This window comes from Rhodanobacter sp. MP7CTX1, from assembly GCF_014205795.1.
Taxonomy (GTDB): Bacteria; Pseudomonadota; Gammaproteobacteria; order Xanthomonadales; family Rhodanobacteraceae; genus Rhodanobacter.
In genome coordinates this window covers 1-11557 of sequence record NZ_JACHCN010000018.1, presented here as the reverse complement: position 1 = coordinate 11557, position 11557 = coordinate 1, and the positions used below count along the sequence as shown (strand labels likewise).

The window sequence follows — 11557 nt, the reverse complement described above, 5'->3', positions numbered from 1 at the left end:
CAGTGAGGCCCTTACCGTTACAGATCGCAATCCACAGATTGCATGCGAACAGCGGCAGCCAGCCGCTTTCGCTATCTGTCCCCTTCTCGCGACTCGTCTCGAACGACTTGCTCGTCATCCAGCCCGTAGAGCCTGCCTGCCGCGTGCAGCAGCTCCAGGTCGCCGCTCAGCGCGGCTTCGCGCAAGCGCGCGCTGGGATGGTGCAGCAGTTTGTTGGTCAGTGTGTTGGCCAAAAACGCGAGCGCTTCGTCCGCCGGCTTGCCACGGGCGAGCATGGCTCGGGCCTTGTCCAGCACTTCGTCGCGGTAGACCTCCGCATGCTGGCGCATGTCCAGCGCGGGATTCTTCAGGGTGAGTGCGCGGCGCCAAGCCATGTAGCGATCGACTTGCAGATCGATGATAGCCCCGGCTTCGCGCGCGGCGGCTTCGCGCGAGCGGCGGTTGTCATCGATCACCTGGCGCAAGTCATCGATGCCGTACAGGTAAACGTCCGGCAGCTCGCCCACGCTTGCTTCGATATCGCGCGGTACCGCGATGTCGACCATGAACATCGGCTTGCGTCGGCGCGTCGCCATTGCCTTCTCGACCATGTCGCGGGTCAGCACCGGCTGCCGTGCGGCGGTGGAGGAGATCACGATATCGACCTCAGCCAGGTGCTGTGGCAGGTCGGCCAACGCAATCGCGTAACCGCCGTAGCGACCGGCGAGTTCCTGTGCGGTTTCCAGCGTGCGGTTCGCGACGATAAGCCGCCGCGCCTGTTTGTCGGACAGATGCCGCGCAGCCAGTTCGATGGTATCGCCAGCGCCAATCAGCAGCACGCAGGCCTGCTTGAGATCGGTGAACACCTGCTCCGCCAGCCGCACCGCGGTAAAGGCGACCGATACCGTGTGCGCGCCGATGCGGGTATCCGTGCGGACTCTCTTGGCAACCGCAAACGTGTGCTGCAGTAGGCGATCCAGCGGTGCGCGCAGTACCTGCGCGTCGCGCGCCTGTTGGTAGGCGTCCTTCACCTGGCCGAGAATCTGTGGTTCGCCCAACACCAGCGAGTCCAGCCCAGTGGCAACCCGGAACATATGACGCACGGCATCGCGTTCATCGTGCCGATACAGGAACTCGTCCAGCTTGCCGGGAGTCAGATGATGATGACGACTCAACCACGCCTGCGGAATGTTCTCGGCACCGGGCGTCACGCCGACGTACAGTTCAGTGCGGTTGCAGGTGGACAGGATCAGTGCCTCTTCCACACCGGGCTCGCGGGTCAGCTCGAGCAGGGCTGCACCTGCGGCGTCCAGATCGAACGCCACCTGTTCGCGCAGGCTGACCGGCGCGGTGAGGTGGTTGAGTCCGAGGGCGATCAGCGGCATGGTTTGAGAAGCAACTCGGCGAGATGTAGTCGGCGGCGTAGGCTAAGCTTGGCGGAGCACGCCGTGCGATGTCAGAAACGGCCGAAACGTGCGAATGATAGGTAGGCGAATGGAGAGTAGTGTGCGGAGCAGGGCGGCCAAGTTCAAGCAACTGCGGCATTTTACGGCAGCAACGGCACTGGCGCTGGTTTTGTGTGGATGTGCCGAGATGTCGGCCCGATCGGCCCAGAAGTCGGCCTCCGCGCAACCGCTGGCGCGGGTGACCGTGGCGACCCCGGATGCCGCACATGACCTGTTGGCCCAGTTGATGGCCGGCGAGATGGCGCTGGGCAGCACCGATCTGCCGTCGGCAGCGGCGTATTACAGCAGTGCGATGGCGCTGAGCAACGATCCGCGGGTGGCCGAACGCGCCGCCAAACTGGCGATCGCCGTACATGACGATGCCGCCGCGCAGCGCGCGATCGACCGTTGGCAGGCGCTCGGTGCCTCGGTCGCCGGTTTGGCCGAGGCTCGGGCCGAACTGGCGCTTGACCGTGGCGACACCGATGAGGCTCATCGCCAGCTGGAACTGTTGATCGGCAGCGGCGACAAGGATGCCTGGAGGCAATTCGGTCGTGTCTTGCTGGGCGCGCGTGACCAGGCACAGGCAGCCCGTCTGCTGGAATCGCTGGCCACCCCGCAACGATTGCCGGCGGACGCGCAGGCCTGGCTGGCGATGAGCGAAATGGGCGACAAATTCGGCCTGCATGCCTACGCCATGGGGCTTGCCGAGGCGGCCGCGCAGCGTTTCGGGAGTGCCGAAACGTACGCCTGGCTGGCGCAGATGAAGGCCAAGGACGGTGATCAGCAAGGTGCCCGTGCGCTGCTGCAGAAGGCGATCGCCAAGGCACCACAGAACATCCAGCTGCGGCTGGCCTACGCCGGCATGCTCAGTCAGTCCGGCGACTACGCGGCGGCATCCCGACTGCTCGAGCATGGTCCGCAGAATGCCGATACCTACGCATTGCGCGCGGCCCTGGCCGCTCAAAGCAAGGACACCAAGGCCTTGGCGGCGCTTTATCAGCAGCTGCAGCAGGCGCCACCGGACGTGCGTCAGCACAGTGCTTATCTACTCGGACAATTGGCCGAAATGCAGCATCTCGACGCCGAAGCGCTGGGTTGGTACGGGCAGGTTGATGATGACGATCCGCACGCGTTCGACGCGGATCTGCGCAGCGCGGTGCTCATGCAGGCGCAGGGTAAGGGGACCGAGGCGCATCAATTGTTAGGGCAGCTGCAGCTGGATTATCTCGATCAGCCCGAGCAATTGCGCCAGGCCTATCAGGTCGATGCCGAGCTGTACTTGCGTGAACAGCAGTATCCGCAGGCGGAGGCGGCGTTCGGTCGCGCTTTGCTGGTCGCGCCGGACGATCCGGGGCTGTTGTACGACCGTGGCCTGGCCTATGCCGAGGCGGGTCAGGTCGATCTGGCGGTGCAGGATTTTCAACGCCTGCTGAAAATCAAACCGGGTGACGTCGACGCCAGCAATGCACTCGGTTTCACCCTCGCCGATGCGAACCGTGACCTGCCCGAGGCTGAGCGACTGATACAGGTCGCCCGTACCGCCAAACCCAATGATCCGTCGATCGCCGATTCCTGGGGTTGGCTGCAATACCGCCTGGGTCACCTGGACCAGGCCGCGGAAGTCCTGCGTGGTGCGTGGCTGGCGAACAAGGATGCCGATGTCGGCGTGCATCTGGGCGAAGTACTGTGGAAGCAGGGGCATCGCCAGGATGCGCAGCGGATCTTTGAAGAGGTGCGCAAGATCGACCCACACAGCAACAGCCTGCAAGACACCCTGAGGCGCCTGCATCCATGAAGCGAAGTTTCCGACTTATCGCAGCTGCGCTGCCGCTGCTGCTGGCCGCCTGCGTGCCCGCGGTGCGCATGAAGGGCGACACTGGTTTGCTGAATGCGCAACAGGGGCGTGAGCAGGCGCTGGCCCACACCGATCACTGGGTGCTGGAGGGGCGGCTGGGTGTCTCCGACGGCAAGCAAAGCGGCACGGGCAGTTTCAGCTGGACCCAGGACGGCGAGCACTACGTATTCGTGATGCGCGGACCGACGCTCTCGGGTGCGAATTTCCGTCTCAGCGGTGGTCCGGATGGTGCGGTGCTCGAAGGATTGAAGGGCGGCTCGCTGCAGGGACCGGATGCCGAGGCACTGATGCACAAGGCGCTGGGCTGGGATGTGCCGCTGCGCGATCTCCGCGCCTGGGTGCTGGGCCTGCGTGCCGACAGCGGCCCGGCCGAACTCAGTTTTGGTACGGATCGGTTGCCGGCGCAGCTGCAGCAGGATGGCTGGACAGTCGACTATCCCGAATGGGACGAGGGGCGCCAGCCACCGCTACCGAAGAAGGTGTTCGCCGCGAATCCGCCGTATAAGGTGCGGCTGTCGATAGACTCGTGGAGCTTTCAGTGACGCTGTTCCAAAATGCCGCAGCAGTGAACTCCGCTTCAGTAGGGCCCGTTTTGGTAAAGCCGGCGCAATCCCGGTCAGACTCAGGCTTGGTGCCCGTTGGCGCCGGTCATGGACACGGTGCAAGGTCGTCATGACGAGTTTGGCAACCACGATGCCTTTTTCCATCGAACCCGCGCACCCCGATCAGATCGCCACGTTGTGCGCGATCGAGCGCAAGGCCGTGCAGCTGTTTCGCGGCCATGCGGCGTGGTCGAGTTATGCCGCCATGTCGATCCCGCCGGAACTGTTGCAGCAGGCCATCAGCCGCGGCCTGGTCTGGGTGGCGCTGAACGAGGCAAGCGTGCCGGTCGGCTTTGTCTGGCTGGACACTGAGGGCGGCGATGACGCCATCGCTGTGGCCGAAATCGACGTGCTGCCGGAGTATGGGCAGCGCGGGATTGGTGCTGACCTGCTTGAGCACGCCTGCGAGTGGGCGCGTGCCGCCGGTTTTCGGCGGATCGATCTGGGCACACTGGCCGACGTGCGCTGGAACGCGCCGTTCTATGCCAAGCATGGCTTTGCGTTGGTCGACAAGCAGGACCCGGCATTCGCCTATGCCCGCCAGCGAGACGAGGAAAACGGCTTTCCCGACCGCCTGCGGGTATTCATGAGCCGACCACTGGCAGCTCCCGCTCGGGACAAATGGACGATCTGGCCGGCGCCGGCCAAGTTGAATCTGTTCTTGCGCATCACCGATCGTCGTCAGGATGGTTACCACGAGCTGCAGACGGTGTTCCGACTGCTCGACTGGGGCGACGAGATTCGGCTGCGGCTGCGCGATGACGGCGAAATCCAGCGGCTGAGCGACGTGCCCGGCGTGCCCGCCCATACGGACCTGGTGGTGCGTGCGGCGCAGCTGCTGCAGCGCCATGCGGCGGTGGCGGCCGGCGTCGATATCGACGTGATAAAGCGCATCCCGATGGGCGGCGGCCTGGGTGGCGGCAGTTCCGATGCGGCAACCGTGCTGGTGGCGCTGAATCTGCTGTGGAAGCTGGATCTGGACGACAATGCGCTGGCCGAACTGGGTCGCCAGCTCGGCGCCGACGTGCCGGTGTTCGTGCGAGGCCGCTCGGCCTGGGCCGAGGGTGTCGGTGAGCAACTCACCCCGCTGGACCTGCCGTCGCGCCATTATGTGGTGCTCGATCCGCACGATTCGGTGCCGACGGCCGAGCTTTTTCAAGCGCCTGAATTGACACGAAATGCACCGCGGGCGACAATTTCATCCTTTGCTTCTGGCGAAACGACGGAAAATGCCTTTGCGCCGGTGGTGCGCGCGCGACACCCGCGGGTGGCCGCTGCGCTGGACTGGCTAGGCAGCTTCGGTCAGGCACGGCTTTCCGGCAGCGGTGGCTGCGTGTTTCTGGAAGCAAGGTCATTCGATCGGGCAATGCTGATTGCCGGACAGTGTCCAACGGCATTCACGGCACAGGTGGCTGCGGGTGTTGATGTTTCACCCTTGCAACATGCTCTGGCGCGCCATCGCGGCGTGGTCTGAGCGACACAGACAACAGGCCGTCGCTGGCAGCATGGCGACGGTCGGCGAGTACGTTCAAAAGCACTAGCGCATAAAAATACTACTGGGGCGTCGCCAAGCTGGTTAAGGCACGGGATTTTGATTCCCGCATACGCAGGTTCGAATCCTGCCGCCCCAGCCATTCATGATGGTCCAAGATGGCTATCGGTTCCGAGGTGAATACTGTGGACACGTCCACCCCGATGATGCTGTTTACCGGTAACGCGCACCGCACGCTGTCCGAGGATGTCGCCCATCGCCTGGGTGTGCCGCTGGGCAAGGCGCAGGTCGGTACGTTCAGCGACGGCGAAGTACAGATCGAGATCGAGGAAAATGTCCGCCGACAGGAAGTGTTCGTGTTGCAGCCGACCGGTGCACCGAGCGCAGTCAACCTGTTCGAGTTGCTGGCATTGACCGATGCACTGAAGCGGGCCTCGGCGGCCAGCGTCACCGCCGTTATTCCGTATTTTGGCTATGCCCGACAGGATCGTCGTCCGCGTTCGGCGCGGGTGCCGATCACCGCCAAGCTGGCTGCCCGGATGATTGGCGCCGCGGGTGTCGACCGGGTGCTGACGGTGGACTTGCACGCCGACCAGATCCAGGGCTTCTTCGATATTCCGGTCGACAACGTGTACGCCTCACCGGTGCTGCTGGCCGATATCTGGCGCAATCACAGCATGGACGACCTGATCGTGGTCAGTCCGGACGTCGGTGGTGTGGTGCGCGCTCGCGCGCTGGCCAAGCGACTGGACGACGCGGATCTGGCGATCATCGACAAGCGCCGGCCGAAAGCGAATGTGGCCACGGTGATGAACATCATCGGCGACGTGAACGGCAAATCGTGCGTGCTGGTCGACGACATCGTCGACACCGCCGGCACGTTGTGCGCGGCAGCGGCGGCACTGAAGGAGCGCGGCGCCCGCAAAGTCGTCGCCTACTGCGTGCATCCGGTGCTTTCGGGCGCGGCGGTCAGCAATATCGAAGGCTCCCAGCTTGACCAGCTGGTAGTCACCAACACCTTGCCGCTGAGCCCGCAAGTACAGGCCTGCGCGAAGATCCGCCAGCTCTCGGTCGCCGAGCTGCTGGCAGAAACGATTCGCCGTATCGCCTTTGGCGAGTCGGTGAGTTCGTTGTACGTGGATTGATTCTTTAAGGGACGAGAGACGAGTAGCGAGGGCGCCATCTGGAGTAGTCGGTTGTTGCGCCCTCGCTACTCGTCCCTCGTCTCTAAAAACCGGTTCCTCTGGTCGCGGGGGAACCATGCAAGCCGTCGTGAGACGGCACAACACAACCTAAGGCAATACTGAAATGACCAAGACTCATGAAATCAAGGCACAGAGCCGCAAGGACGAGGGGAAAGGTGCGAGCCGCCGCCTGCGTCATGCGAGCTTCGTGCCGGCCGTTGTATACGGCGGCGCCGGCCAGGTTCCGCAGAGCATCCAGATCGAGCACAACACCATCCTGCTCGCCGCCAAGCACGAGTGGTTCTTCTCCTCGGTGCTCGACCTGAACGTCGACGGCAACGTGCAGAAGGTGCTGGTGCGCGACTGGCAGAAGCATCCGTACAAGCAGTTGATGATGCACATGGATTTCCTGCGCGTGAACGAGAATGAGGCGATCCGCGTCAGCGTTCCGCTGCACTTCCTGAATCAGGAAAAGTCGCCGGCCGGCAAGACCTCCGGCGTGGTGATCTCGCACAACCTGACCGAAGTGGAAATCTCCTGCCTGCCGAAGCATCTGCCCGAGTTCATTGAACTGGATCTGGGCGAGCTGAACCCCGGCGACATCGTTCATCTGTCCGAGCTGAAGCTGCCGGCAAACGTCGAGATCGTGGCGCTGCATCTGGGCGAGAGCCACGATACCGCCGTGGTCACGGCCAATACCGTGCAGGAAGAAGTCGACGCCGCTCCGGCCGAAGGCGATGCAGCAGCTGCTGCCGCTCCGGCCGCTGCTGCCGCGCCAGCCAAGAAAGACGACAAGAAGTAAGCTGCGACGCCCCGCGTTCCATCGGGACGCGGGGCGTTACTGCTGCTCGAGCGCATGGCTGGTTTGCGACTCATTGTCGGGCTGGGCAATCCCGGTACCGAATACCTCCGAACCCGGCACAACGCCGGGTTCTGGTTTGTGGACGCCCTTGCCAGCGGGCAAGGTGAACGCTTTGGTTTCGACGGCAAGCTGCACGGCGAAACCTGCAGGGTGCGGATCGGCAGTGAGCAGGTGTGGTTGCTCAAGCCGGCCACCTTCATGAATAAAAGTGGCATCGCCGTGGTTTCGGCGCTGCGCTACTACAAGATCGAGCCAGAGCAGTGCCTGATCGCGCACGATGATCTGGATCTGCCCGCCGGCACCGTACGCATGAAGTTCGATGGCGGCCACGGCGGCCAGAACGGCTTGCGCGACATCATGGCGCATCTGGATCACGGCAAGTTTCATCGTCTGCGCGTAGGCATTGGCCATCCTGGCCATCGTGATCAGGTCACGCCTTGGGTGTTGGGCCGGCCTTCCGCGCAGGATCAGGACGCGATCCTCGATGGCATCGCCCGCGCGCTGAACGTGCTGCCGCTGGCGGTGGATGGCCAGTTCGAAAAGGCCATGCACCAGCTGCACACGCCAGGCATCGCCGGGAATAGTTGAAGCCCGCTCCAGTGCCTCCCATTTTTTTTCGACATTCTCCATTCACGATATTCAACACCCGGATTCCAAGTCATGGGCATCAAATGCGGCATCGTCGGCCTGCCTAACGTCGGCAAGTCCACTCTGTTCAACGCGCTGACCAAGGCGGGTATCGCCGCGGCCAACTTTCCGTTTTGCACGATCGAGCCGAACGTCGGCATCGTGCCGGTGCCCGATACGCGTCTGGCCCAGCTCGCCGAAATCGTCAAGCCGCAGCGGGTGATTCCGACCACGATGGAGTTCGTCGATATTGCCGGCCTGGTGGCTGGCGCATCGAAGGGCGAGGGCCTGGGCAACAAGTTCCTCGCGCACATCCGCGAAGTCGATGCGATCGCCCACGTGGTGCGCTGCTTCGAGGGTGACGTGATCCACGTCGCCGGCAAGGTCGACCCGATCTCCGACATCGAAACCATCGACACCGAGTTGGCGCTGGCCGACCTGGAGTCGGTGGAAAAGGCGCTGAACAAGGCCGAGCGTGCGGCCAAGGCTAATGACAAGGAGGCGCTGGCGAAGAAGCCAGTGCTGCAAAAGCTGGCCACCGCATTGAACGAGGGTCGTTCCGCTCGATCGATCGGGCTGGATGCCGAGGAAAAGGCGCTGGTGCGTGACATGTTCCTGCTCACGCTGAAGCCTCTGATGTACATCGCCAACGTGGCCGACGACGGTTTCGAGAACAACCCGCTGCAGGATGCCGTGCGCGCCCGCGCCGCCACCGAAGGCGCCGAAGTCGTGCCGGTGTGTGCGTCCATCGAAGAGGAAATGGCACAGCTTGAAGATGCCGACCGCGATGAGTTCCTGAAGGATATGGGTCTGGACGAGCCGGGCTTGAATCGGGTGATTCGCGCCGGCTACAAGCTGCTCGGCCTGCAGACTTACTTCACTGCCGGCGAAAAGGAAGTGCGTGCGTGGCAGCTGAAGGCTGGCTCTACCGCGCCGCAGGCTGCCGGGGTGATCCACACCGACTTCGAGCGGGGCTTCATTCGCGCCGAGACCGTCGCGTTCGACGATTTCATCAAGTACAAGGGCGAAGCTGGCGCGAAGGAAGCCGGTCGGTTGCGGCTCGAGGGCAAGGACTACCTGGTCAGGGAAGCCGATATCCTGCACTTCCGTTTCAACGTCTGAGCCTGCTCGAGATTTCCCTGTAGTGATGGGGACGAGAGCAACGCTGTAGGTTGGGATGAGCATTGGCGAATCCCAACGCATTGCTGGGGAATGTTGGGGTTTGCACCCCAACCTAAGCGAACCGATCGAATGCCCTGGCCCTTGCCGGGGCTTTTTTTTTGCGCCGGCTTGCCACGCCGTCATGCGGCTGCTGAAATGAATTTATGCCTGCCGACGTCCATTACCGCCTTGCTCGACTTGAAGATGCGCGCGCCGTTGGCGAACTCGCGCGACGCGTGACGCGCCGCTGGATCTTGCCCGGGCAGCCGGCAGCTGCGGCCGTGAAGATACTGGCGAGCATGAGCGCGAAGGCGATCCGGACAATGATTGCGGAGGGCCGGCGTTTTCATCTCGCGCTGATCGGCGATCGATTGGTGGGCGTGGCGGCGATGCGCGATGACAGCCATCTGTTTCAATTCTTCGTGAGCACGCGCCATCAAGGTCGCGGCATTGCAGGACGGCTGTGGCAACGCGTCGTGCGCGATGCCGTGCGTCGTGCCGGCACCCGTCGCTTCACGCTGAATTCGTCCCTGGTAGCCGTGCCGGTTTATCTGCGCCTGGGTTTTGTGCTGAACGGGCCGATGAGTAAGACCGCCGAGGGGCTCGTCACAATGCCCATGCGGCTGGATCTGCGCTGATCGTCGGGTTCGGGGGGGCGACAGATCACTGCATACGCGCATAATGCGCGGTCAATTCATCCGCCTCTTCATTGGAGTCCGCATGCCAGGCCAGCAAAGCGAAGTCACTTTCCGTTTTCTTGCACAACCCACCGACGTCAATTTCGGCGGCAAGGTGCATGGAGGCATGGTGATGAAGTGGATCGACCAGGCCGGCTATGCCTGCGCCGTAGGCTGGAGCGGGGCGTATTGCGTCACGGCATCAGTCAGCGGTATCCAGTTTGTCGCGCCGATCCTGATCAGCGATCTGGTCAGCGTGCGGGCGCACCTGATCCACACCGGTACCTCGAGCATGCATCTCGCCGTGGACGTACTGGCACGCGATCTGCGCAAGGGCGAGCAGCGGCTGGCCACCAGTTGCGTGATGGTCTTTGTGGCGCTGGACAGCCCGGATGGCAAGCCGACGCCGGTGCCGCGCTGGGAGCCGCGCGATGACAATGAGCGCCGGTTGCAGGCGGAGGCAGAAAAATTACTGGAACTGTCCAAGGGCATGGCAAAATTGGTGGACCTGCGCGGCGCGCAACTGGACTGATCCCCCGCAGAAACTTTTTTCAAAAAAAACGCCTTGGCGTGCTGATTTGACGCCATTAGGTGTTGACAGCTCAGCGCCCGATCCACACAATACGCGTTCTTTGTTGGAGGGATACCCAAGCGGCCAACGGGGGCAGACTGTAAATCTGCTGGCTTACGCCTTCGGTGGTTCGAATCCACCTCCCTCCACCAGACGGGTTCCGCGCAGGGCGGGAGTAGTTCAATGGTAGAACATCAGTTTTCCAAACTGATTACGCGGGTTCGATTCCCGCCTTCCGCTCCATTGGCTCTCGCAATGTGTTCAGTGCTCATGTAGCTCAGTCGGTAGAGCACTTCCTTGGTAAGGAAGAGGTCACAGGTTCGATTCCTGTTATGAGCACCATCTTTTACGACCGTTACGGTTACCGCCCCGCAAGGGCGTTTCCTTCAAATCATTGACTCCATCGGGGTTTAGCGCGCATGGCAAAGGGTAAATTCGAACGCACCAAGCCGCACGTCAACGTCGGCACGATTGGTCACGTGGATCACGGCAAGACGACGCTGACGGCAGCGCTGACCAAGGTCGGTGCGGAACGCTTTGGTGGCGAGTTCAAGGCATACGAGGCGATCGACGCCGCGCCGGAAGAGAAGGCGCGTGGCATCACGATCTCGACCGCCCACGTGGAATACGAGTCGCCCAAGCGCCACTACGCGCACGTCGACTGCCCCGGCCATGCTGACTATGTGAAGAACATGATCACCGGTGCGGCGCAGATGGACGGCGCGATCCTGGTGTGCTCGGCCGCGGACGGCCCGATGCCGCAGACGCGTGAGCACATCCTGCTGTCGCGTCAGGTGGGCGTGCCGTACATCGTCGTGTTCCTGAACAAGGCCGACATGGTGGACGACGCTGAGCTGCTCGAGCTGGTCGAGATGGAAGTGCGCGAGCTGCTGAGCAAGTACGACTTCCCGGGCGACGACACCCCGATCATCCAGGGTTCGGCCAAGCTGGCGCTGGAAGGCGACCAGAGCGACATCGGCGTGCCGGCGATCATCAAGCTGGTTGACGCGCTGGACAGCTACATTCCGGAGCCGGTGCGCGTGATTGACCGCCCGTTCCTGATGCCGGTGGAAGACGTGTTCTCGATCTCCGGCCGCGG

The 11557-nt window shown here is 63.0% G+C and carries 11 protein-coding genes and 4 tRNA genes; 14 read left to right on the top strand and 1 reads right to left on the bottom strand.

The genetic code is table 11. The features are described from left to right. Positions 1-71: 71 nt before the first annotated feature. A complete protein-coding gene (gene hemA, locus HDE77_RS17710) occupies positions 72-1364 on the bottom strand; it encodes a glutamyl-tRNA reductase (RefSeq protein WP_184419238.1) in 1293 nt (430 codons plus the stop codon). Positions 1365-1572: 208 nt separating this feature from the next. Between hemA and HDE77_RS17705 the strand changes: the two genes are divergently transcribed. From HDE77_RS17705 to HDE77_RS17640, 14 genes are all read left to right on the top strand, one after another. Then, on the top strand, positions 1573-3222 hold the full coding sequence (locus HDE77_RS17705) for a tetratricopeptide repeat protein (RefSeq protein ID WP_255482793.1): 1650 nt from the start codon (positions 1573-1575) through the stop codon (positions 3220-3222). Beyond that, entirely contained in the window at positions 3219-3824 is a 606-nt protein-coding gene (gene lolB / locus HDE77_RS17700; RefSeq protein WP_184419236.1) for a lipoprotein insertase outer membrane protein LolB, read from the top strand. Before HDE77_RS17705 ends, lolB begins: the two co-directional genes overlap by 4 nt. A 151-nt stretch (positions 3825-3975) precedes the next feature. Next, positions 3976-5358 carry a 4-(cytidine 5'-diphospho)-2-C-methyl-D-erythritol kinase gene (ispE, locus tag HDE77_RS17695; protein ID WP_184419309.1) on the top strand — a complete coding sequence of 461 codons (1383 nt, stop codon included), beginning with the start codon at positions 3976-3978 and terminating at the stop codon, positions 5356-5358. Between the two features lie 83 nt (positions 5359-5441). Beyond that, positions 5442-5518 (top strand) — tRNA-Gln (locus tag HDE77_RS17690). Between the two features lie 61 nt (positions 5519-5579). Then, complete coding sequence (locus HDE77_RS17685) at positions 5580-6521, top strand: ribose-phosphate diphosphokinase (RefSeq protein ID WP_184419308.1); 942 nt, start codon at positions 5580-5582, stop codon at positions 6519-6521. A 163-nt stretch (positions 6522-6684) separates the two neighbouring features. Continuing rightward, complete coding sequence (locus tag HDE77_RS17680) at positions 6685-7362, top strand: 50S ribosomal protein L25/general stress protein Ctc (RefSeq protein ID WP_184419235.1); 678 nt, start codon at positions 6685-6687, stop codon at positions 7360-7362. A gap of 54 nt (positions 7363-7416) precedes the next feature. After that, entirely contained in the window at positions 7417-8010 is a 594-nt protein-coding gene (gene pth, locus HDE77_RS17675; RefSeq protein WP_184419234.1) for an aminoacyl-tRNA hydrolase, read from the top strand. Positions 8011-8082: 72 nt separating this feature from the next. Then, a complete protein-coding gene (gene ychF / locus HDE77_RS17670) occupies positions 8083-9171 on the top strand; it encodes a redox-regulated ATPase YchF (RefSeq protein ID WP_184419233.1) in 1089 nt (362 codons plus the stop codon). A gap of 203 nt (positions 9172-9374) precedes the next feature. Next, positions 9375-9848 carry a GNAT family N-acetyltransferase gene (locus HDE77_RS17665; protein ID WP_184419232.1) on the top strand — a complete coding sequence of 158 codons (474 nt, stop codon included), beginning with the start codon at positions 9375-9377 and terminating at the stop codon, positions 9846-9848. A gap of 82 nt (positions 9849-9930) precedes the next feature. Continuing rightward, positions 9931-10419 carry an acyl-CoA thioesterase gene (locus HDE77_RS17660; protein WP_184419231.1) on the top strand — a complete coding sequence of 163 codons (489 nt, stop codon included), beginning with the start codon at positions 9931-9933 and terminating at the stop codon, positions 10417-10419. 105 nt (positions 10420-10524) lie between these two features. Continuing rightward, a tRNA-Tyr gene (locus tag HDE77_RS17655) sits at positions 10525-10610 on the top strand. Between the two features lie 17 nt (positions 10611-10627). Then, positions 10628-10701 (top strand) — tRNA-Gly (locus HDE77_RS17650). Between the two features lie 23 nt (positions 10702-10724). Beyond that, positions 10725-10800: transfer RNA gene (locus HDE77_RS17645), tRNA-Thr, on the top strand. Positions 10801-10877: 77 nt separating this feature from the next. Further along, on the top strand, positions 10878-11557 hold a 680-nt coding region (locus HDE77_RS17640; protein ID WP_184419230.1), incomplete at its 3' end, for a GTP-binding protein.

Excerpts from the sequence above, each read along its gene's own strand:
- HDE77_RS17685 (WP_184419308.1), top strand. The coding sequence starts at position 5,580 with ATGATGCTGTTTACCGGTAACGCGCACCGCACGCTGTCCGAGGATGTC.
- ispE (WP_184419309.1), top strand. The coding sequence starts at position 3,976 with ATGCCTTTTTCCATCGAACCCGCGCACCCCGATCAGATCGCCACGTTG.
- HDE77_RS17680 (WP_184419235.1), top strand. The coding sequence starts at position 6,685 with ATGACCAAGACTCATGAAATCAAGGCACAGAGCCGCAAGGACGAGGGG.
- pth (WP_184419234.1), top strand. The coding sequence starts at position 7,417 with ATGGCTGGTTTGCGACTCATTGTCGGGCTGGGCAATCCCGGTACCGAA.
- HDE77_RS17660 (WP_184419231.1), top strand. The coding sequence starts at position 9,931 with ATGCCAGGCCAGCAAAGCGAAGTCACTTTCCGTTTTCTTGCACAACCC.
- HDE77_RS17665 (WP_184419232.1), top strand. The coding sequence starts at position 9,375 with ATGCCTGCCGACGTCCATTACCGCCTTGCTCGACTTGAAGATGCGCGC.
- lolB (WP_184419236.1), top strand. The coding sequence starts at position 3,219 with ATGAAGCGAAGTTTCCGACTTATCGCAGCTGCGCTGCCGCTGCTGCTG.
- ychF (WP_184419233.1), top strand. The coding sequence starts at position 8,083 with ATGGGCATCAAATGCGGCATCGTCGGCCTGCCTAACGTCGGCAAGTCC.
- HDE77_RS17705 (WP_255482793.1), top strand. The coding sequence starts at position 1,573 with ATGTCGGCCCGATCGGCCCAGAAGTCGGCCTCCGCGCAACCGCTGGCG.
- hemA (WP_184419238.1), bottom strand. The coding sequence starts at position 1,364 with ATGCCGCTGATCGCCCTCGGACTCAACCACCTCACCGCGCCGGTCAGC.